This window comes from Streptomyces sp. NBC_01445 (assembly GCF_035918235.1).
Classification (GTDB): domain Bacteria; phylum Actinomycetota; class Actinomycetes; order Streptomycetales; family Streptomycetaceae; genus Streptomyces.
The window spans coordinates 7,135,042-7,156,401 of the sequence record NZ_CP109485.1 but is presented as its reverse complement, the minus strand read 5'-3'; the positions used below and the strand labels follow the sequence as shown (position 1 = coordinate 7,156,401).

Sequence of the window (21,360 nt, the reverse complement as noted above, 5' to 3'; positions counted from 1 at the left end):
CGTTCAGGGGAGAAGTACGTCCATGAAGATCTCCAAAACCCCGTCAGCCCCCTGCTGGGCGGACCTCTCCACGCCCGACAGCGACGCGGCCCGGCTCTTCTACGAGGGTCTCCTCGGCTGGCACAGCGAAGTGGCGGAGGACTACGGCATCTTCAGGTCCGGCGGCGAGCCGGTCGCCGGCTTCGCCCCGGCCAGCAACCCGAAGGCACCGTCGGCGTGGCTGCCGTACTACCAGTCGGCCGGGGTCGACGCCGTCATCGCGCGCGTGAAGGGCAACGGCGGCACGGTGGTCACGGATCCGCAGACCATCGAGGAGGACGGCGTCTTCGCGGTCTGCCAGGACCCCGCGGGGGCCGCGTTCGGCCTGTGGCAGCCGATCACGAACACGGGGTTCGGCGTGGTGAACGCGCCGGGAAGTTTCTGCTGGTTCGAGCTCCTGACCCGCGATCCGGACGGGTCCAAGGACTTCTACCAGTCCGTACTGGGCTGGGGCGCGAAGCGGCACCCCTACGGAGGCGGCGGCAGTTACACCGAGTGGAGCGTCGACGACGAGCCCTTCGGCGGGATGCTCGACACGGCGTCGGACTCGTTCCCCAAGGATCTGCCCGCGCACTGGATGGTGTACATGGCCGTCGGGGACACCGACGCGACGGCGGCCCGCTGCAAGCAACTCGGCGGGCAGATCCTGGTGCACCCGACGTCCATCGAGCCGGGCCGGTTCGCGGTGCTCGCCGATCCGCAGGGCGCCTCGTTCGCGGTCATCACGTACACCCCGCGCTGAAGGGCCCGCATCATGGGCGTATGCGCGCTGCCCGCCTGATCAAGATGGTGTTGTTGCTCCAGTCCCGGCCGTCGATGACGGCGGGTGAGCTGGCGCGCGAGCTGGAGGTCTCGGAGCGGACCGTGACGCGGGACGCTCAGGCGCTGTCCGAGGCGGGCGTGCCGGTGTACGCGGACCGGGGCAGGGCGGGCGGGTACCGGCTGATCGGCGGGTACCGGACGCGGCTGACGGGTCTGGCGCGCGGTGAGGCGGAGGCCCTGTTCCTGTCCGGAGTGCCGGGCGCGCTGCGGGAGATGGGCTTGGAAGACGCCGCGTCGGCCGCGCGGCTGAAGGTGTCGGCGGCGCTGCTGCCCTCGCTGCGGGACGCTTCGCGGACCGCGGCACAGCGGTTCCATCTGGACGCGCCGGGCTGGTTCAAGGAGCCGCGGACGCCCGAGCTGCTGCCGGCGGTGGCGGACGCGGTGTGGGACGACCGGGTGGTGCGCGCCCGCTACCGGCGTGACGAGGCGGGGAGCTCGCGGGAGGTGGTGCGGGAGCTGGAGCCGTACGGGCTCGTCCTGAAGGCGGGTGTCTGGTATCTGTGCGCCCGCGTCGCCGGCGGGACCCACCGGGTGTACCGGATCGACCGGTTCACCGGCGTCGAGGCGGGCGGGGAGCGCTTCGTACGGGACGAGGAGTTCGATCTGCCGGGGTTCTGGGAGGAGCGGGCGGAGGAGTTCGCGCGGTCCATCCTGCGCGCGGAGGTCGTCCTGCGGCTGTCCCCCGCCGGGCTGCGGCAGCTTCCGTACGCGATCGAGCCCGCGTCCGTGCGTGCGGCGCGGGAGTCGGCGGGCGAGCCGGACGAGGAGGGGTGGGTGACGGTGACTCTGCCGGTCGAGTCGGAGGACGTCGCGTACGGGCAGCTGTTCGGGCTCGGGCCCGAGGCGGAGGTCGTCGCTCCCGCCGCGCTGCGTGATCGCTTCGCAGAAGCGGCACGGCGGATGGCGGACCGCTACCGGTGAGCCGCCGGGCGCCGTGCCCTCGGCATGTGCGCGCATAACGAAACGGCGCAGCTCCGGCACCTCGGCGTGCGCCCCCGACCCCCAAGGCAGATGCTTGTCCCGTGATGGACGAGACGGAGTTCTGGGAGATCGTGGACAGCACCCGCGAGGCCGCCGAGGGCGACCCCGAGGACCAGGCCGAGCTGCTCGTCGACCGGCTGCTCCAGGCCGACCCCGACGCGGTGCTCGACTTCGCCCGTCACTTCGAGTCCCGCTACCACCGCGCCTACCGCTGGGATCTGTGGGGCGCCGCGTGGGTACTGCTCGGCGGCGCGAGCGACGACGCGTTCGACTACTTCCGCTGCTGGCTGATCGGCCAGGGCAGGGAGGTCTTCGAGGGCGCGCTGCACGAGCCGGACTCGCTCGCCGATCTGCTGGGGGACTTCGACGAGGAGATCGACGGGGACGGCGAGGAGCTCGGCTACGCGGCTGACGAGGCGTACGAGGAGCTGACCGGGGCGGTGGCGCCCGATCTCGGCATCCCGGCCGGGCCCGCGGAGCCGGAGGGCACGCCGTTCGACTTCGAGAACACGGCGGAGCTGCAGCGGCTGTATCCGAAGCTCTCGGAGCGCTTCGGGGCGTAGGAGGCATAGGGAACGTAGGGGTCGTAGGCCTGCGGCCGGTTCACTTCCTGGCCGCCCGGATCGACTCCTCGATGCCGGGGAACGCGAACGTGAAGCCGGACTCCAGGAGCCGGGTCGGCACGGCCCGCGTGCTGCCGAGGACGTCGCCCGCCATCTCGCCGAGGGCCAGACGCAGGACGGGAGCGGGCGCCGTGAACAGCGTGGGGCGGTGCAGCACGCGCCCCATCGCGGCGGTCACCGCGCGGTTCGTGACGGGGTGCGGGGCGGTGAGGTTCACCGGGCCGGACAGCTCCTCCGTGTCGATGATGTGGCGCAGGGCCGCGATCTCGTCGTGGAGCGCGATGTACGACCAGTACTGGCGGCCGTCGCCCAGGCGTCCGCCGAGACCGGCCAGGTACAGCGGGAAGAGCCGCGCCCAGGCCCCGCCCGCGCGGGACACGACGAGCCCGGACCGCGCGAACACCGTGCGGATTCCGGCCTCTTGCGCGGGCGCCGCGGCCTCCTCCCACTCCACGCACAGCTGCGGCAGGAAGCCGTCCCCGGGCGGCGCGCTCTCGTCGACGGCGCGCGTGCCGGTGTCGCCGTAGTAACCGACGGCGCTGCCGTTGACGAAGACGCGGGGAGGCTGTTCGAGCGTGGCGACGGCCTCGGCGAGCGTCGCGGTGCCGAGGACCCGGCTGTCGCGGATCTTCCGCTTGTACTCATCGGTCCAGCGGTGGTCGCCCACGCCCGCGGCGGCGAAGTTGAGGACGGCGTCGCACCCAAAGAGCCCGGCCGCGTCGACCGACCCCCGCTCCGGGTCCCAGCGGACCTCGTCCGCGGCAGCCGGTTCCCTGCGGACCAGGCGGACGACGTCGTGCCCGTCGGCGCGCAGGGACCGGGTCAGTGCCGAACCGATGAGTCCGGAGGCGCCGGCGACGGCGAACCGGGAGCGTCGTACGGGTGCGGAATCGCTCTGCGTCATGGGTCCATCCTGCCGCGTGAAACGCGCGGCGGCCGGTCGTGGGCCGGTCGTACAGTGGCCCCCATGTCACAGCCGCACATACGTCTCGCCCGGCTCGACGACGAGGACGGACTCGCCCGGCTCGACCGCGCGGCCTGGTCCACGCTGCACGCCGTCCAGCCGGAGCCGCTGCCGCCGTACGACCCGTTATTCTCGGAGCGGTTCGGGCCGCGGGACCATCTGGTCGCTGAGTTCGACGGGCGGCTCGCGGGTTACGTACGCATCGCCTATCCCACCTCGCTCGCCGCCAACACCCATGTGCGGCAGATCCAGGGCCTCGCGGTCGCCGCGGAGGCGCGCGGCGCCGGGGTCGGCCGGGCGCTGGTCCGCGCGGCGGTGGAGCACGCCCGCAAGGCCGGGGCGCGCCGCATGACGCTGCGGGTGCTCGGGCACAACGCTCCGGCGCGGGCGCTGTACGAGTCCGAGGGGTTCACGGTCGAGGGCGTCCTGCCGGAGGAGTTCCTGCTCGACGGGACGTACGTGGACGACATCCTGATGGGGCAGGCCCTGTGAGCGGGGCACAGGAGTTCTGACGGACCCGCCCGGCGTGCGGTGACGGCCCTCCCGTAGGAGCGTGAAGGGGTCCATGGGAAGGAGCCCGCCGATGACCGGGGCGTTGTTGCGTCGCCGGGACGGCGAGGAGCGGGCCTGGCTCCGCGGGGCACCGCCGCCGCGCTGGGTGCGATGGCTGCCGGTCGGGCTCCTCGCCGCCCTGTGCCTGGCCCAGCTGGTCACCGAAGAGAAGCTGGACCTCGGTTTCCTGCTGGGGGCGGTCCCGCCGCTGGCCGCCCTCACCTACGGCCCCGCCGCCACGGCGCTGCTCGGCGGCACCGTGATCGTCCTGCTGAACGTGCCCTTCATGAACCTCGGGCACCCCGGCAACAGCGACGTGCTCACGGTCTCCTTCGTGGCGCTGCTCAGCGTGCTGATCGGCTGGGTCCGCAGCCGGCGCGACGCCCAGCTCGTCACCGTGCGCACGGTCGCCGAGGCGGCGCAGTTCGCCGTCCTTCCGCCGCTGCGTGACCGGGTCGGCACGGTGCGCTGCGCGGGCCTGTACCGGGCGGCCGAGCGCGGGACGCTGGTCGGCGGTGACCTCTTCGACGTGCGCAGGGGGCCGACCGGGGTACGGGCCGTGATCGGTGATGTGCAGGGCCACGGTCTGTCCGCGGTCGCCACGGTGGCGGGGCTGCTCGGCGCGTTCCGTGAGGCCGTGCTCGACCAGTCGGACCTGGAGGGGGTCGCGGCGCGGCTCGACCGCAGGCTCGTGGTCGACTCGGCCGAGGACGAGCACGCCGAGCTGTTCGCGACCGCGCTGTTGCTCGAGTTCCCCGACGACGCCCCGGTGGTACGGGCCGTTTCGTGCGGCCATCCGCGGCCGCTGCTCCTGCGCGGGCAGGAGGTCATCGAGCTGCCGGTGCCGTCCGGGGCGCCGCTCGGGCTCGGGATCGCGGGCCTCGCGCCGCTCGAGCAGCTCACGGTGCGGCTGCGGCCGGGCGACCGGCTGCTCGGCCTGACGGACGGACTGATCGAGGCGCGGGACCCGTCCGGTGCCTTCTACCCGCTCAGGGAGCGCCTGTGCCGGTTCAGCGCGGACGACCCGGCGGAGCTGACGGACGCGCTGTGGCGGGACGTGGTCCGGTTCGCGGGGACGGTACGGGACGATCTGACGCTGCTCGTGTTCGCGCCGGAGATCGACCCGGCGATCGACCCGGAGGACGACTGACGGCCCCTATCGGGCCCCGCCCCGGCCTGCCCCCAACAAGCTGATCCCGCCCGTCAGTTCCCGCAGGCAGCGGAGCGCGAGGACCGCCGGGGAGCCGGTCGCGCCCGTCGCGGGGGCGTCGGTGGCGGCCCAGGCCTCCAGGGCGATCCGGATGGCGTCGGTGGCCGCGGCGGCGGCGAGCCGTACGTCGAGGGGGTCCGCCTCCTCGCCCGCGAGCCGGGTCAGGACCGGCACGAGGCGCTCCTCGGACTCCTGGTTGACCCGGTACCAGACGGCCCGCAGCGCGGCGTCGTCCTGGGCCGCGCGCAGGAGTCCCCTGGTCGTCTCCAACTGTTCGGGGCCGTGGTCACCGGGGGCGGAGAGCGTGGCGGTGACGGCCGTCTCCAGGGTGACGCGCAGGTCCGTGCCGGGTTCGGCGTCCTCCAGGAGGGCGCGCCAGGCGTCGCCGCCCGCGGCGAGGAGCGGGCCGACCGCGTCCTGCTTGCCCCGGAAGTAGCGGTAGAAGGTGCGCAGCGCGACGCCCGCCCGCTGGGCGATGTCCTCGGCCGTCGTGCCGTCGGGGCCGTGCTCGGCGAAGAGTCCGGCGGCGGCGCGGGCGATGTCCAGCTGGGTGGCGGCCTTGCGCCGCTCGGTCAGGGAGGGCTGCGGACTGCGCTGATCCTTCGTGGGGCTCACCGGGGAAGCCTATGCGTCCGGAACAAGCATGCACGTTCTGACGTTATGGCAAATCGTGCCACCTGGGCGTACGGTGGACAGCGAATCGTCGTGAGAAAGTGAAGTGGAGCAGCGCATGAGCCCGAACCTGAACCGCTACGAAGGCCGTCGCGTACTCGTCACCGGCGGTGGCTCCGGCATCGGCCAGGCCACCGTGCTGCGGGTCCTCGCCGAGGGTGCCCGCGCGGTCGCCGCCGACGTCAGCGAGGCGGGCCTGAAGGACACCGTCGAGAAGGCGACCGCCGCGGGCTGCGCGGACCGGCTGACCACGGTCGTCGTGAACGTCGCGGACGAGGCCTCCGTGCGCGCGGGCGTCGCCGCCGCCGTCGAGGCGCTCGGCGGCCTGGACGTGCTGGTGAACGCGGCCGGCATCCTGCGCTCCTCGCACACCCACGAGACGTCGCTCGCCGACTTCAACCAGGTGCTCCAGATCAACCTGGCGGGCACGTTCCTGATGATCCGCGAGTCGATCCCGGCGCTCCTCGCCGGTGACGGGGCCGCCGTCATCAACTTCAGCTCGACGTCGGCCACGTTCGCCCACCCCTACATGGCGGCGTACGCGGCGAGCAAGGGCGGCATCCAGTCCATGACGCACGCCCTGGCGAGCGAGTACAGCAAGCAGGGCATCCGGTTCACGGCCGTGCAGCCCGGATCCATCTCCTCCGGCATGACCGACGGCTCCGGCGCCAGCCGGCAGAGCAGCGGCCCCGGCCTGCCCGAGGACGCCGACATGAGCTTGTTCATGAAGCTGGCGCCGGCGATAGGCCAGGGCTTCGCGGGGCCGGAGAGCGTGGCGTCCGTCGTCGCGATGCTCGGCTCGGAGGACGGCGGATTCATCACCGGCACCGAGGTCAGGGTCGACGGCGGCACGCACTTCTGATCTGCGGCGAAGGCGGGCCTGACCTGCGGCGCGCCCGCGATCACTCGCATGGCGCGCCGTGCGGGCGAGCCCTGGGCGCGTGGTGGAGAGTGTCACGCATGCGCGTCTTCCGTATGACGTTGTGGTGCGCTCCGGCGGCCACGGCCTTCGGCCTGCTGCTGATGTGTGCCGTGACCGTCGGGCCCGGGGACGGCGGTTCAGCGGCGAAGTCGGGCCGGGCCGCGGGCCCCACTGCCACCGACCGGGCCGCGCCGGCGCTGCCGCCTGCCGCCGTACCGGTACGCCGGCCGCCGGTGCTGTCGCCGGCCGCCCTACGGGCGCGCCGGCCGGTCAACCGTCGGCACACCGCCGCGCTGCCCCGGATCGTGCCGCGAGCCGACTGGCTGGCGGATGCCGGCTACCGCAAGCCGCCCGCCCGGTACGCCGACCGCGTCACGGCAGTCTTCATCCACCACACGGACTCGCCGAACGTCTACGACTGCGCCGACACGCCCCGCATCATCCGCTATCTGTACGCGGGCCAGGCGGGCGGCCGGAACTGGGACGACATCGGCTACAACTTCCTCGTCGACAGGTGCGGCACGATCTACGAGGGCCGGGCGGGCGGCGTCGACAAGGCGGTCGTGGGGGCGCACGCCCAGGGCTTCAACCAGGGCACGGCGGGCATCGCCGCCATCGGCACCTTCACCGCGGGCACCCCGGTGCCGCCTTCCATGACGAAGTCCATCGCGGCGCTCTCCGCCTGGAAGCTGGGCCTCGCGAACATCGACCCGCGCTCCCGCGTCCGCCTCACCTCGACGAACAGCCTCAGCCGCTTCCGCAAGGGCAGGACGGCCGAGTTCAACGCCATCGCCGCGCACCGGGACGAGTACGAGACGTACTGCCCGGGCCAGGCCCTGATGGCCGAGCTCCCGGAGATCAGGCAGCGGGCGGCGGCGCTCCAGGGGCGGTAGGGCTTCGTTCGGATCAGGCTGGGCTCGCGTCCGGTGGCACCGGGCGCCCCCCGTGCGACCGTGCCCGGGCTACGCGCGACTCCCTCGGCCGGGGCCCGGACCTACCCTCGACGGACTCGGGTACAGCCCGGGTGTTCGGAGCCGTACGCGGGTTCACCGGGGGGTAGGACGCCTTCGGAGCCCGCCTGCGTGCGCCGGCCTGACGGCCCGGGGTACGTGCGACGGCTCCCACCAGCCGCACAACCGCCAGGGAGGCGCACGTGCCTGAGCCCGCACAGCACGCGGACGTCGTCATCGTGGGAGCCGGGGTCGCGGGACTCCTGGCCGCCCACCGCCTGACCAGGGCGGGCGTTCCCACCCTGGTCCTGGAGGCCGGCCCCTGTGTGGGCGGTCGCATGTCCACCGAGAAGGTCGACGGGTTCCGGCTCGACCGGATCGGCCGACTCCTGTGCACCTCGTACCCCGAACTGCGCCGCACCCCGGGCCTGGACGCCCTCGTCCTGCGCCCCTTCTCGCCCGGGGTCCTGGTGCACAGCGACGGACGCCGCCATCGCGCCGGGGAGCTCCCGGCCCCACGGCGCGCAAGGGGCGCACTCACGACGGCACGCGCCCTCGCGAGCGCCCCCAGGGTGCCCCGTCCCCGCGCCGCCGCCAGGAGCCCGCGCCCGACCGCCCCGCTCGGCAGCCCCCTCGACCACGCCCGGCTCGCCCGGTCGCTGGCCCGCCTCGCCGGGACACCGGTCCCCCGTCTCCTAGCGCGCCCCGAACTACCCGCCGCCGACGCCCTGATGGGCCGCGGACTGCCGGCCCGCACCCTCGACGGGTTTGTGCGCCCCCTCCTGTCGGCGCTCCTGTGCGACCCGGACCTCACCTCGTCGAGCCGGTGCGCCGACCTCGCCCTGCTCGCCTACGCGCGCGGCCGCCTCTGCGTCCCCGAGGGCGGCGCCGACGCCCTGCCCGAGCTGCTCGCCGCCGGGCTCCCGCCGGGCACGGTCCGCACCGGCGTGCGCGTCAGGGCCATCTCCGCGAATTCGGTGACGACCGAGGAACACGGTGAACTCCGGTGCCGGGCAACATTGTTGGCAACCGGGGCACGCGCCGCGGCCGGGCTGCTCCCGGGCCTGCGGCTGCCGGAGTTCCACCCCGTCACGGTCGTCCACCACGCGGTCCCCGAGCCGCCGCTCACCGACCCGGCGCTGCTCCTCGACGCCGACCGGCTCGGCCCTGTCGCGTACTCCGCGGTGATCAGCCAGGTCGACCCGACGCGCGCCCCGGCCGGCCGCGCGCTGGTCTCCTCCACGGTCCTCGGCCCACCGCCGCCCGAGCGCGAACTGCGGGCCCAACTGGCCGCCCTCTACGGCACGTCGACCTCCGACTGGGAGACCCTCGCGGTCCACCACGACCCGGAGGCGGTGCCCGCGATGCCGGCCCCGCACGACCTGCGCCGCCCGGTGCGGCTCCTTCACGGGCTCTATGTGTGCGGCGACCACCGCGGCACGAGCACGGTGCAGGGCGCCCTCCACTCGGGCCGCCGCGCCGCGCACGCGATCCTCACGGACCTGGGCGTCCAACTGGCCCCGACGGCGGGCATGGTGCCGGCCGCGGCCTGACGGACCCGCACGGCCGCCCCGTACACCCCGAACTGCACAGGCAATGCACAGGCCCACCCCAGCCCAGCGACAGCTCAACGACAGCTCAGCGACAGGAGGCCTCCCAGCCGCCCTCACCACACATCCGACCTCTACAGGTCCCCCATACGCGCCCGTCTCCGTGGCACCTTCCGGAGGCGGGCGCCCTCATTTCCCCGCGCGCACCCTTGCCACCACAGCAACTCCCCTTTACGGTCCCCACGTCCGCACCCTCGTCCCTGGAGGCCGCAGTGCGAAGAACGGCGTCAGCCCTGCTGTTCGTCCTAGCCCTAGTCACCGGATTCATCGGAGCTGTAGTGCCGTCGTCAGCAGCCCAGCCGGAGGAGCAGTCCCCCGAACCGCTCGCCGGGCAGCCGTCCGTGGTCCCCCGCCCCGCCGACTGGACGTCCCTCGGCGGCACGGTCGCGATCACCCACCGCACCCGCGTCCTGGTCGACCCGCGCGCCCGCGCCGAGACGTCCGAGCCGTCCGGCCGCGCCGAGTTCCCCGGCCCCGCCCGCCAGAGCGTGCAGCAGCTCGCCGCCCAGCTGCGCACGGAAATCGATCAGGTATCCGGCATCGAGCCGCGCATCGCGAGCAACGTGGCCCACGCCGGGCCCGGCGACATCGTCCTCGGCCTCGCCGACGACCGTGAACTCGGCGCCGAGGGCTACCGGTTCGACAGCTCGGACGGCGCCGTCCGCATCCGGGCCGCCTCCACACACGGCCTCTTCTACGGCACCCGCACCCTGCTCCAGCTCCTGCGCTCCACGGCCGACGAGCACCGCACGCTCCCCCGGGCCCGCGCCACCGACGTCCCCACACAGGCGATCCGCATGGTCCACCTCGACGCGGGCCGCAAGTACTGGAAGATCCCGTACCTGGAGAACCTGATCCGCAGGATGGGCGACCAGAAGCTGAACACGCTCATGCTGCACCTCTCCGAGTCGGAGGGCTTCCGCCTGTACAGCCCGAAGTTCCCGGGCCTCGCGGACCCCGAACACAGCTACAGCCGCTCCGACATCGAGCACCTCAAGGCGTTCGCGGCCCGCCACCACGTACAGCTGATGCCGGGCCTGGAGATCCCCGGCCACGCGACGGCGATCAGCGACGCGTTCGGCATCGGCTTCGGCTCGGGGACGAACCCCTGCACGGCCGCGCACACGCACTCGCACCTCACGCCCGACTGGATCATCGACATGACCAGCGAGAAGGCGGTGGCGAAGACGAAGCAGATCGTCGACGAGTTCGCCGGCTGGTTCGACGCGCCGCTGTTCTCGATCGGCGGCGAGGAGGTGCCGGGCCAGCTCGCCGACTGCCCGCGCGTACAGGACTACTTGGCCGCCTCCCCCGATGTGTCGACGCTCGGCGACCTCCTCAACCGGTACATCAACACCCTGGACGACGTGATCGCCTCGCACGGCAAGCGCACCGCCGTCTACAACGGCTCGGAGCACCTGGCCGCGCCCCAGCAGACCGTCCACGGCCCGGTCGTCTTCATCACCTGGGAGGGCACGGGCGCCGAGCCCGCCGTGCCGGGTCACGACGAGATCGCCATCGGCCCGTTCTACGACACCCCGAACAACTACCACCACCTGTACCCGAACGAGCCCTGGATGTACGACAGCTGGACCGTCAGCACGGCGCCCGACATGCTCGGCTCCGGCCTGACCAACTGGGCCGACTACAACTTCTGGGCCGACGACGCGTACTTCGAGCAGTCGATGGCCGGCGCCCGGGCGATCCTCGCGGACCGCGCCTGGAACGGCACGGCGACCCCGGACACCCTGGCCGACTTCCGGGCCCGCGCGGCTCTCATCGGCGACCCGCCCGGCATCACACCCACGCCCGTGAAGCCGCGGGTGAACGACGGCCGGCCGAGCCACCACTGGACCTTCGACCCGGCCGCGTACCCGAAGGGCTGGACGTACGCGGGCAGCCCCGGCAACACGATCTTCGCCGAGGACACTGCGGGTGACCTGCCGGGCACGTCGTACATCATCAACAACCCTGCGCCGGTGACCGACGGCGTGCGCGGGCAGGCGTGGCGGTTCGACTCGGACCGGGACGGTGTCGGCTTCGGCGGCATGGACGTCGCCGAGCCGTGGACGGTGTCGGTGCAGGTCCGCCCGACGGCCCGCACCGCGGACCAGGTCCTGCTCAGCTCGAAGGCGGGCGCGCTCAAGCTCATGCAGTACGGCACGGGCAAGGTCGGCTTCACCCGGTACGGCTCGGCCGACCTCAGCTTCGACTACACGCTGCCGCTGGACCGCTGGACCCGGCTCACCTGGGTGGCGACCCCGGGTCACACCACGCTCTACGCGGACGGGGAGCGGGTCGGCACGGTCGACGCGTCGATCCCCCTGCCCCTGCGCTCGATCGGCACGGAGAAGGTGAGCCTCCGCGGCGACCTCGACGAACTCACCACCTGGGACGAGCCGTTGACGGCCGGCAGGATCGCCGGTCTGTCCGGGAAGGACACCAAGTGACACGCCTCAGACCACGCCCCGCGCGAAACGCCCGGCGCCGCGCCTGTGCCGCCGTGCTCGCGGCAGCCTGCGCCGCGCTGCTCGGCCTGCCGGCGACGGGCGGCCCCGCGGCCGCCCAGGACGCACCCCCGGCCAAGGACTACGAGCCCACGCTCGACTCCCTCAACAGCCATCCGACGCCGAGCTGGTTCGACGACGACAAGTTCGGCATCTTCATCCACTGGGGCGCGTACTCCGTGCCCGCCTGGGGCCCGCGCGGGAGCTACGCCGAGTGGTACTGGGCGTACATGAACGACGCGGGCAGCCCCACCAACCAGCACCACAAGGACACGTACGGCACGGCCGCGAACTACGACGACTTCATCGGGCAGTGGAAGGCGGAGAAGTACGACCCCGACGCCTGGGTGAAGCTCTTCAAGGACGCCGGCGCCAAGTACTTCGTGCTGACGTCCAAGCACCACGAGGGTGTGGCTCTCTGGGACTCGAAGGTCAGCGGGCGCGACACCGTCGACCTGGGGCCGCACCGCGACCTGGCGGGCGACCTGTTCAAGGCGGCGCGCAAGGAGAAGGGCCTCAAGGCCGGCTTCTACTACTCGCTCTATGAGTGGAACAACCCGTCGTACACCGGCCGTCCGGTCACCAACCCGTACACGGGCGCCCCCGTCCCGTACACCGGGGCGCCCGCGGTCAAGGACTACGTGGCCGACTACATGGCGCCCCAGATGCGGGAGCTGATCGACCAGTACGACCCGGACCTGCTGTGGTGCGACGGGCAGTGGGAGAAGCCGGCGTCCTACTGGAAGACCGCCCCCGTCCTCGCCGACTACTACAACCGGGCGAAGAACCGGAAGCACCCCAAGGAGGTGGCGGTCGCCAACCGCTGCAAGATCGACACGGGCGCCCTCGACTCCACCGAACTCGACTTCCAGACCCCCGAGTACACGGTCAAGTCGGAGATCGACCCGAACAAGTGGGAGGCCAGCCGCGGCATCGCGCACTCCTACGGCTACAACCAGAACGAGCCGGAGGAGGACTACCTCACCTCCGACCAGCTCGTCGACTCGCTCAGCGACATCGTCAGCAAGAACGGCAACCTGCTGCTCGACGTCGGGCCGCGCGGGGACGGCACGATCCCCGAGCTCCAGCAGCAGCGCCTGATGGACATCGGCGCCTGGCTGAAGACCAACGGCGAGGCCGTGTACGGCACCACGTACTGGCACCACGCCGAGGAGCCGACCTCCGACGACACCGTCCGCTACACGGTCAAGGACGGCGCCCTGTACGCCACCGCTCTGAAATGGCCCGGCGAACAGCTGACGCTCGGCGCCGACACCCCGGTGAGGAAGGGCACGCGCATCTCCCTGCTCGGCTCGGACGCGGGACCGCTCACGTGGCACAAGGACGACCGGGGCCGGGTCGTGGTGGACACCCCCGCCGAGACCGGCAAGTACGCCTACGTCTTCAAGATCGAGACCCCCGGCGTGCACAGCCTGGCCCGCACCCGCACCGAGCTGCCGAAGGAGTTGAACCCCGGCCGCACCGCCGACGGCACGCTCACCGTCACCAACACCTCCCGCAAGAAGGCGCCCGGCACCCAGGTGACCATCGGCGCCCCGGACGGGTGGACGGTGACCCCGAAGGCGGCCGGGGTTCCGCCGCAGGGACCCGGCGCCTCCGTCGAGGTGCCGTTCGAGGTGACCCCGCCGCGGTCCGCGAAGCCCGGCTCGTACGAGCTGCCGATCACCCTGCGGCACGCGGGGATGACGGTCACCACGACCGTGAAGGCGACGGTCGCCGCGGAGAACCTGGCGCTCGGCAAGAGCGCCACGCAGAAGTCCACCGCCTGGGACGCCCCGGCCTCGCGTGCCGTCGACGGCAACACGGACGGCACATTCGGCGCGGGTTCCGTCAGCCACACCGCGGAGCCGTCGGACCAGGCATGGTGGCAGGTCGACCTCGGCGCGAAGGCCGATCTGAGCAGCGTCGACATCTGGAACCGCACCGACTGCTGCGCCGAGCGCCTGTCCGACTTCTGGGTCCTCACCTCGGACTCCCCGATCACCGCGGACAGTCTCGACGAGGCCCGCAAGAGCCCCGGCGTGACGGCCGTACGGGTCGCGGATCAGGCGGGCAAGCCGTCGAACGTGGCGCTGCCGTCCGGGACGACGGGCCGCTATGTGCGCGTACAGCTGGAGTCCGCGGCCGACCCGCTGTCCCTGGCGGAGGTGCAGGTGCGCGGGAGCGCTCAGCCGTAGTCGGCCGGCGGGCAGGGGCGGATGCGCACCACCCCCGTCCCGTCAGTGGCTGAGGGCGGCGATGCGGTCCCGGTATCCGCGTACCGGGGCCGCGTCGCGGTAGGGCTCCAGGCGGCGCTCGAACTCCCGCACGTACTCGTGCGCCCGCACGGAGCGCATCTCGGAGGCGGCCTGCGCGGCCTCGGCGCCGAGTGTGCACGCCTGGTCCAGCTCGCCGAGCCCGAGCCGCGCGGAGGCAAGCACCACCCGGCAGAACAGCCTGCTGCGCGCGAAGCCGGGCGCCCGCAGCTGGAGCGAGCGCTCCGCGTGCTGGGCGGCCGCGCGGTACTGCTGGAGATCCCGGTGGCAGTGCCCGAACTCGTCGGCCAGCTGCGCCTCGTCGAAGAACCGCGCCCAGTGCGGCACGTCGTCCCCGGTCCGCACCGCCTCCAGGGTCCGCTCGGCCCGCACCAGCGACGCCGTGCACGCGCGCACCTCGCCGAGCACGCCGTGCCCGCGCGCCTCGGCCGCGTGCAGCAGCGCCTGCACGGCGGGCGGCGCCGAGGAGCCCACGCCCTGCTGCGCGACCCGCGCCAGCTGGACGGCCTCGCGCCCGTGCCCGAGATAGACGGCCTGGCGGCTCATCGTGACCAGGACGTACGACCCGTACATCCTGTCCCCCGCCGCCTGCGAGAGCCGTAGCGCCTGCACGAAGTACCGCTGCGCGAGCCCGTGCGCGGCGATGTCGTACGAGGTCCAGCCGGCGAGCCGGGTCAGATCGGCGGTGGCCGCGAAGAGCCGCCGGCCGGTCTGCTCCCCGTAGGTGCCCCGCAGCATCGGCTCGGCCTCGTGCTCCAGGTAGCGCACGAGCGCCTGGCGGGCGTGGCCTCCGCCGTACGCCTGGTCGAGAGAGCGGAAGAGTTCGCCGACGGAGCGCAGGGCCGCGATGTCTCCGGCGGTGACGCGCTGGCCGGGCCCGCGCTCGGCGTGGCCGCGCTGCCGGGGCAAGGGGGGCGGCCCCGGTTCGAGCCCGGCCATGAGCTTGGCGGGGGCCCGCCCCTGGGCGGGGATCCGCACGCCGCCGGGACCGCCGTGGTCCCCGTGGGCGACGCGGTCGTCGGCCCGCCCGATCAGCCAGTCCCGGCTCGGCACGACGAGCCCCGCCGGGGTAAAAGCGATCTTGCGGAGCTCGGCATGGCTGCCCGAGTCCTTGCGCCACAGGCCGCTGACGATGTCGACGGCCTCCTCGGGCGAGGCGGCGAACTCCAGGCCCGCGTAGACCGGGGAGCAGGCGTCGAGCCCCAGGTCCTGGGCGGAGAGCCGGCGTCCCAGGCGCCGGGTGAACACCTCGGCGATCAGTGCGGGTGTGGTGCCGCGGGGCTGCTGGCCGCGCAGCCAGCGCGTCACGGATGTCTTGTCGTAGCGCAGGTCGAGACCGTGCTCCAGGCCGAGCTGATCGACGCGGCGGGCGAGGCCGGCATTGGAGAACCCCGCCTCCGCGATGAGCGCGGCGAGCTGGCGGTTGGGCGTGCGCTGCGGAGGTCGTTCCGTCATGCTGTGCGATTGCCTTCCGGGCCCTAGGAAGCCGTAGAGGGGGGCCGTGGTGCGCCCCCCTCTGCACTGCTCCCACATGGAACGGCGCGAATTTGACGTCCTTCCCCGCAAGCGGAGAACTCCTGCCGTCCCGCTCGCACGGGACCTCGGTGGGTTCCTGCTTCACAGGCTCTGCCGGACCGGAGTCCGGTCTCACACAGCCTCCACAAGCCTGACTTCCCGCCCGCCGGGCGGTAGGTCCACAAGCGGCTCCCCGCTCACGGACGGCGCCGAAGTTATCACGCAGCGCGCACGGGTTCCCCTGATCAGTCCGGCAGGCACCCCCTTTCATCCGATCGTGTGAGGATTGCCCGAACGGCTGGCGCGGCGGCGCTGGTCGTACAGTGGCGGGGCGCGACATGTGCACGCTGAAGGTTCTAGGGAGGCACTGACCGTGAATGAGTTGCGGTTCGTCCGCTTGGGTTTCGGAGCGGACTCGGTCGACTACCAGGACGCCTGGGACGAGCAGCGCCGTGTGCACGCCGCCCGTTTCGCCGACGAGGCCCCCGACACCTGCCTGCTACTCGAACACCCGCCGGTCTACACCGCAGGCCGCCGCACCGCACCCGAGGAGCGCCCGCTGGACGGCACCCCCGTCGTGGACGTGGACCGGGGCGGCAAGATCACCTGGCACGGCCCGGGCCAGCTCGTCGGCTACCCGATCCAGAAGCTGCCCCGCCCCGTGGACGTGGTCGCACACCTGCGCCGCCTCGAAGACGCGATGATCGCGGTCTGCGCCGAGTTCGGCGTGGAGACGTCCCGCGTGGAGGGCCGGGCCGGCGTGTGGGTGCTCGGAGACGCCAAGGACGCGGCCGAGCGCCCCAAGCTCGGCGGCCTGTCCCTGGACTTCGACCCCCGGGTGAACGACTCCGAGTTCGACCCCCGTCTCAACGGCCCGGAGTACGCGCCGTCGAACGCGGGCCAGCGCCGCGAGGACCGGAAGATCTGCGCCATGGGCATCCGCGTCGCCAAGGGCGTCACGATGCACGGCTTCGCGCTGAACGTGAATCCGGACACCTCGAACTTCGACAAGATCATCCCCTGCGGCATCCGCGACGCGGGCGTCACCTCGCTCTCGTACGAGCTGGGCCGCGAGGTCACGATCGACGAGGTGCTGCCGGTCGTCGAGCGCCACCTGCGCGACGTCCTGGAGAACGCGGCCCTCGCTCCGCGCGTCATCGAGAAGGCGCCCGAGCAGGAACCCGACAAGGCCACCGCCTGAGCGGGAATGCACCCCGAAGGCCAGAGGTTGGCCACACGTAAGGCCCATCAAGACCACGGGCGTACCCTGATGTACGCCGAAGAATCAAAGCTGTAGGGAGCCGGTCGTGTCCGCAGTCGCACCCGACGGACGCAAGATGCTGCGCCTGGAGGTCCGCAACAGCCAGACCCCCATCGAGCGCAAGCCCGAGTGGATCAAGACCCGGGCGAAAATGGGTCCCGAGTACACGAAGATGCAGGGCCTCGTGAAGAGCGAGGGCCTGCACACGGTCTGCCAGGAGGCGGGCTGTCCGAACATCTACGAGTGCTGGGAAGACCGCGAGGCCACCTTCCTCATCGGCGGCGACCAGTGCACGCGGCGCTGCGACTTCTGCCAGATCGACACGGGCAAGCCCGAGGCACTGGACCGTGACGAGCCCCGCCGCGTCGGCGAGTCCGTCGTCACGATGGACCTGAACTACGCCACGATCACCGGCGTCGCGCGCGACGACCTGGAGGACGGCGGCGCCTGGCTGTACGCGGAGACCGTGCGCCAGATCCACGCCATGACGGCGGAGCGCGCCGAGGGCTACACCAAGGTCGAGCTGCTCATCCCCGACTTCAACGCCGACCCGGACCAGCTGGCCGAGGTCTTCTCGTCCCGCCCCGAGGTTCTCGGGCACAACGTCGAGACGGTGCCGCGCATCTTCAAGCGGATCCGCCCCGGCTTCCGGTACGAGCGCTCCCTCGAGGTCATCACGAAGGCCCGCGAGGCCGGCCTGGTCACCAAGTCCAACCTGATCCTGGGCATGGGCGAGGAGCGCGCCGAGGTCAGCGAGGCGCTGCGCCAGCTGCACGAGGCGGGCACCGAGCTCATCACCATCACCCAGTACCTGCGTCCGACGCCGCGGCACCACCCCGTCGAGCGCTGGGTGAAGCCGGCCGAGTTCGTGGAGCTGAAGGAGGAGGCCGAGCAGATCGGTTTCTCCGGCGTCATGTCCGGCCCGCTGGTCCGCTCCTCGTACCGCGCCGGACGCCTCTACCAGATGGCGGTCGAGAAGCGCGGCGCGTACGTGGCCTCGCAGGCGGTCTGATCCACTCGCGACCGCACGGCCCGCCAGCCGTGTGAAATCACGCACAAGCAGCTACCGGCCAGTAATGGCCGAGAGAACGCGGCCCTGACAGTCCCCGCAGATGGGGGCACCGTCAGGGCCGCGTCATCGTTCGGCCCTCCCCCATCAAGGCTTCATAGGCGTTTGACCCTTCGGTCACGCCCTGGTAACACCAAGCAGTGACGCTGTACTCACGCCACGTACACCCGTAGTCAGAGCCGCTCCCGAGGGGGACCTCCCAATGCAGGCCGCGCCCGTTCGCGCCACCGCCATCCCGACCTTCACCGACGCCCTGCGCGCGGTCGAGTCGCTGCTCATGAGCAGCGGACAGCGCACCGCACGCCGCAACGCCTGGACCTCCGTGCTCGAGGACCGCCGCCGCGCCAAGGACCGGGTGGAGGCCCAGCGGGTGCTCGAGGAGGCTGTGGCCGCCCGCACGTCGTAGCCACTTGCCCGGACACGTAGACTTCAAGGCATGGCGAGGAAGGAAACCGCAGCGGACGCTGCGAACCCCGGGCGACTCAAGCAGATCGCTCTGACCTTTAAGATGACCCGCAAGGCCGATCCGATGATCGCTCTTGTACTCGCGGCTGTGGGAATCGTCACCTTTGGTGTGTTCCTCGCGATCGGATTCTTGATCGGTCACCCGGTATATCTCGGAATTCTCGGCTTCCTGCTCGCCTTCCTCGCGATGGCGATCGTCTTCGGACGCCGTGCCGAGCGAGCAGCCTTCGGGCAGATGGAGGGTCAGCCCGGCGCGGCTGCCGCGGTACTCGACAACATCGGCCGTGGCTGGACCACGACCCCGGCCGTGGCGATGAACCGCAGCCAGGACGTCGTCCACCGGGCGGTCGGCAAGGCAGGCATCGTCCTGGTCGCCGAGGGCAACCCGAACCGGGTGAAGACGCTGCTGGCGGCCGAGAAGCGGAAGATGGCCCGCATCGTCTCCGACGTGCCGGTCAACGACATCCTCGTCGGTAACGGCGAGGGCCAGGTGCCGCTCAAGAAGCTCCGCACGACGATGCTCAAGCTCCCCCGCGTCCTCACGGGCCCGCAGGTCACGACGACCAACGACCGCCTCCGGGCGATGGGCGACCTGATGAGCAACATGCCGCTCCCCAAGGGCCCGATGCCCAAGGGCATGCGGATGCCGCGCGGTGGCGGCAAGGGACGCTGACCCTTCTACTACGACGGATGAGGCCCCGGAACCGATCGGTTCCGGGGCCTCATCCGTCGTAGTGGGTCTGCGGTGACGGCCCGGGTCAGGCGCGGACCTGGACCGCGCGGGCCAGGCGGTCGTGCAGGCCGCGGCCGTCACGGTCCCAGATCAGGGCGGGGACGGCGACGCACAGGAGCAGCGTGCGGACCAGGACGCGGCCGAGGCCGAGGCGGCCGGAGCCGTCCTGCGCGACGACGCGCAGCCCCATGATCCGCTTGCCCGGTGTGAAGCCGACCGTGCCGACGGTGAGCAGGCCGAGGACGAAGAAGATCCCGAGGGCCCAGTTCCCCGTCGCCTGGTTGTAGCCGTGTGTGAGGAGCCCGTATGCGATCAGCATGCACAGGGCCCAGTCGATGGCGAGGGCGGCCATGCGCCTGCCGGGGCGGGCGATGGAGCCCGGCCCCTGCTCGGGCAGCCCCAGCTGCTCACCGCGGTACCCGAACTCGACACCCGCGTCCTCCGCGGCCGCGCGCGGCCCGGAGAGCCACGATCCGATTGCTTGCCTGTTGTCCACCCGTCCACGGTACTGCGCTCGGCCACCCGGCCCGCTCCGGCCCCCGCGCCGGTTAACTTCGGCGAAACAAATGGGTCATGCTTGAGAAATCCCCCGTCCCTATGGTCGGGTCCCAGCGTGTGCCACCGCACTGGCCGCACCACCGAGCTGCAACCCCGCCCCTCCCCGGGTGGGAGTAGGAGGAGTTGGATGTTCCAGAACGCCGATGACGCCAAGAAGTTCATCGCGGACGAGGACGTCAAGTTCGTCGACGTCCGGTTCTGCGACCTGCCGGGTGTGATGCAGCACTTCACGGTGCCGGCCGCGGCGTTCGACCCCACCGAGGAGCTGGCCTTCGACGGATCCTCGATCCGGGGTTTCCAGGCCATCCACGAGTCCGACATGGCGCTCCGCGCCGACCTGTCCACCGCGCGCGTCGACCCCTTCCGCCGCGACAAGACGGTCAACATCAACTTCTTCATCCACGACCCGATCACGGGTGAGCAGTACTCCCGTGACCCGCGTAACGTCGCGAAGAAGGCCGAGGCGTACCTGGCCTCCACCGGCATCGCCGACACCGCGTACTTCGGCCCCGAGGCCGAGTTCTACGTCTTCGACTCGGTCCGCTTCGAGACCTCCGCGAACCGCTCGGTCTACGAGATCGACTCCGAGGCCGGCGCCTGGAACACCGGTTCGGAGGAGAACAACCGCGGCTACAAGGTCCGCTACAAGGGCGGTTACTTCCCGACCCCGCCGGTCGACCACTTCGCCGACCTGCGCGCGGAGATCTCCCTCGAGCTGGACAAGAACGGCCTCCAGGTCGAGCGCCAGCACCACGAGGTCGGCACGGCCGGCCAGGCGGAGATCAACTACAAGTTCAACACGCTGCTCGCCGCGGCCGACGACCTGATGCTCTTCAAGTACATCGTGAAGAACGTCGCGTGGCGCAACAACAAGACCGCGACCTTCATGCCGAAGCCGATCTTCGGTGACAACGGCTCGGGCATGCACGTCCACCAGTCCCTGTGGGCGAACGGCGACCCGCTCTTCTACGACGAGCAGGGCTACGCGGGCCTCTCGGACATGGCGCGCTACTACATCGGCGGCATCCTGAAGCACGCCCCGTCGCTGCTCGCCTTCACGAACCCGACGGTGAACTCGTACCACCGCCTGGTCCCGGGCTTCGAGGCGCCGGTCAACATGGTCTACTCGCAGCGCAACCGCTCCGCCGCGATGCGCATCCCGATCACGGGCTCGAACCCGAAGGCCAAGCGCGTCGAGTTCCGCGCGCCGGACCCGTCCTCGAACCCGTACCTCGCCTTCTCGGCCCTCCTGATGGCCGGCCTCGACGGCGTGAAGAACAAGATCGAGCCGGCCGAGCCGATCGACAAGGACCTGTACGAGCTGGCTCCCGAGGAGCACGCGAACGTCCAGCAGGTCCCGACCTCGCTCCCCGCGGTCCTCGACGCCCTCGAGGCGGACCACGAGTACCTTCTGGCCGGCGGTGTCTTCACCCCCGACCTGATCGAGACGTGGATCGACTACAAGCGCACGAACGAGATCGCCCCGATCCAGCTGCGCCCGCACCCGCACGAGTTCGAGCTCTACTTCGACATCTAAGAACGCCACAGGTCAGAGCGGGCTTCCGCTCTCCTGGGCCGTCTGTGGGCCGTCGGCCGTGCTCTTCCGCTTCCGGAAGGCACGGCCGACGGCC

Annotated in this window: 19 protein-coding genes; 15 read left to right on the top strand and 4 right to left on the bottom strand. The window is 71.8% G+C overall.

Annotation, left to right across the window (positions count from 1 at the left end):
• Window positions 1–22: 22 nt before the first annotated feature.
• The 3 genes from OG574_RS32525 (at window position 23) to OG574_RS32515 (ending at window position 2,405) form a co-directional block, all read left to right on the top strand.
• Window positions 23–781: a VOC family protein gene (locus tag OG574_RS32525; protein ID WP_326776118.1), complete on the top strand. Its 759-nt coding sequence runs from the start codon at window positions 23–25 to the stop codon at window positions 779–781.
• Between the two features lie 20 nt (window positions 782–801).
• Window positions 802–1,782, top strand: coding sequence for a helix-turn-helix transcriptional regulator (locus OG574_RS32520; protein WP_326776117.1), 981 nt, complete (start codon window positions 802–804; stop codon window positions 1,780–1,782).
• 104 nt (window positions 1,783–1,886) lie between these two features.
• A complete protein-coding gene (locus OG574_RS32515; RefSeq protein WP_326778705.1) occupies window positions 1,887–2,405 on the top strand; it encodes a DUF4240 domain-containing protein in 519 nt (172 codons plus the stop codon).
• A gap of 40 nt (window positions 2,406–2,445) precedes the next feature.
• Here OG574_RS32515 and OG574_RS32510 read toward each other — a convergent pair whose 3' ends face one another.
• Window positions 2,446–3,369: a TIGR01777 family oxidoreductase gene (locus OG574_RS32510; RefSeq protein ID WP_326776116.1), complete on the bottom strand. Its 924-nt coding sequence runs from the start codon at window positions 3,367–3,369 to the stop codon at window positions 2,446–2,448.
• 63 nt (window positions 3,370–3,432) lie between these two features.
• Here OG574_RS32510 and OG574_RS32505 point away from each other — a divergent pair, with 63 nt between their 5' ends.
• Window positions 3,433–3,921, top strand: coding sequence for a GNAT family N-acetyltransferase (locus OG574_RS32505; RefSeq protein ID WP_326776115.1), 489 nt, complete (start codon window positions 3,433–3,435; stop codon window positions 3,919–3,921).
• Between the two features lie 91 nt (window positions 3,922–4,012).
• Entirely contained in the window at window positions 4,013–5,131 is a 1,119-nt protein-coding gene (locus tag OG574_RS32500; RefSeq protein WP_326776114.1) for a PP2C family protein-serine/threonine phosphatase, read from the top strand.
• A 6-nt stretch (window positions 5,132–5,137) separates the two neighbouring features.
• On the opposite strand, the gene OG574_RS32495 is transcribed toward OG574_RS32500, so the two are convergent.
• The gene (locus tag OG574_RS32495; protein ID WP_100592123.1) at window positions 5,138–5,806 is read right to left on the bottom strand and encodes a TetR/AcrR family transcriptional regulator; all 669 of its coding nucleotides are present in this window, start codon (window positions 5,804–5,806) and stop codon (window positions 5,138–5,140) included.
• 115 nt (window positions 5,807–5,921) lie between these two features.
• Between OG574_RS32495 and OG574_RS32490 the strand changes: the two genes are divergently transcribed.
• The 5 genes from OG574_RS32490 to OG574_RS32470 all read left to right on the top strand — a co-directional run bounded on the left by OG574_RS32490 (window position 5,922) and on the right by OG574_RS32470 (window position 14,050).
• Window positions 5,922–6,725: an SDR family NAD(P)-dependent oxidoreductase gene (locus OG574_RS32490; RefSeq protein WP_326776113.1), complete on the top strand. Its 804-nt coding sequence runs from the start codon at window positions 5,922–5,924 to the stop codon at window positions 6,723–6,725.
• Window positions 6,726–6,823: 98 nt separating this feature from the next.
• Window positions 6,824–7,678 carry a peptidoglycan recognition protein family protein gene (locus tag OG574_RS32485; RefSeq protein WP_326776112.1) on the top strand — a complete coding sequence of 285 codons (855 nt, stop codon included), beginning with the start codon at window positions 6,824–6,826 and terminating at the stop codon, window positions 7,676–7,678.
• A gap of 260 nt (window positions 7,679–7,938) precedes the next feature.
• Entirely contained in the window at window positions 7,939–9,288 is a 1,350-nt protein-coding gene (locus OG574_RS32480; protein WP_326776111.1) for an NAD(P)/FAD-dependent oxidoreductase, read from the top strand.
• A gap of 335 nt (window positions 9,289–9,623) precedes the next feature.
• Window positions 9,624–11,795: a family 20 glycosylhydrolase gene (locus tag OG574_RS32475; protein ID WP_326776110.1), complete on the top strand. Its 2,172-nt coding sequence runs from the start codon at window positions 9,624–9,626 to the stop codon at window positions 11,793–11,795.
• On the top strand, window positions 11,792–14,050 hold the full coding sequence (locus OG574_RS32470) for an alpha-L-fucosidase (RefSeq protein WP_326776109.1): 2,259 nt from the start codon (window positions 11,792–11,794) through the stop codon (window positions 14,048–14,050). Before OG574_RS32475 ends, OG574_RS32470 begins: the two co-directional genes overlap by 4 nt.
• A 42-nt stretch (window positions 14,051–14,092) precedes the next feature.
• Here the strand turns inward: OG574_RS32470 and OG574_RS32465 are convergent, their stop codons facing one another.
• Entirely contained in the window at window positions 14,093–15,583 is a 1,491-nt protein-coding gene (locus OG574_RS32465; protein ID WP_326776108.1) for a regulator, read from the bottom strand.
• A gap of 433 nt (window positions 15,584–16,016) precedes the next feature.
• Between OG574_RS32465 and lipB the strand changes: the two genes are divergently transcribed.
• The 4 genes from lipB (at window position 16,017) to OG574_RS32445 (ending at window position 19,111) form a co-directional block, all read left to right on the top strand.
• On the top strand, window positions 16,017–16,844 hold the full coding sequence (lipB, locus tag OG574_RS32460) for a lipoyl(octanoyl) transferase LipB (RefSeq protein WP_326776107.1): 828 nt from the start codon (window positions 16,017–16,019) through the stop codon (window positions 16,842–16,844).
• Window positions 16,845–16,950: 106 nt separating this feature from the next.
• Window positions 16,951–17,916 (top strand): lipoyl synthase, encoded by a 966-nt coding sequence (locus OG574_RS32455; RefSeq protein ID WP_100592116.1) that lies wholly within the window; start codon window positions 16,951–16,953, stop codon window positions 17,914–17,916.
• 259 nt (window positions 17,917–18,175) lie between these two features.
• Window positions 18,176–18,379 (top strand): SCO2195 family GlnR-regulated protein, encoded by a 204-nt coding sequence (locus OG574_RS32450; RefSeq protein WP_100592115.1) that lies wholly within the window; start codon window positions 18,176–18,178, stop codon window positions 18,377–18,379.
• Between the two features lie 30 nt (window positions 18,380–18,409).
• Window positions 18,410–19,111: a DUF4191 domain-containing protein gene (locus OG574_RS32445; protein ID WP_100592114.1), complete on the top strand. Its 702-nt coding sequence runs from the start codon at window positions 18,410–18,412 to the stop codon at window positions 19,109–19,111.
• A gap of 85 nt (window positions 19,112–19,196) precedes the next feature.
• Here OG574_RS32445 and OG574_RS32440 read toward each other — a convergent pair whose 3' ends face one another.
• Window positions 19,197–19,667 carry an RDD family protein gene (locus OG574_RS32440; protein ID WP_100592113.1) on the bottom strand — a complete coding sequence of 157 codons (471 nt, stop codon included), beginning with the start codon at window positions 19,665–19,667 and terminating at the stop codon, window positions 19,197–19,199.
• A 189-nt stretch (window positions 19,668–19,856) separates the two neighbouring features.
• Here OG574_RS32440 and glnA point away from each other — a divergent pair, with 189 nt between their 5' ends.
• Complete coding sequence (gene glnA / locus OG574_RS32435) at window positions 19,857–21,266, top strand: type I glutamate--ammonia ligase (RefSeq protein WP_326776106.1); 1,410 nt, start codon at window positions 19,857–19,859, stop codon at window positions 21,264–21,266.
• Window positions 21,267–21,360 lie beyond the last annotated feature (94 nt).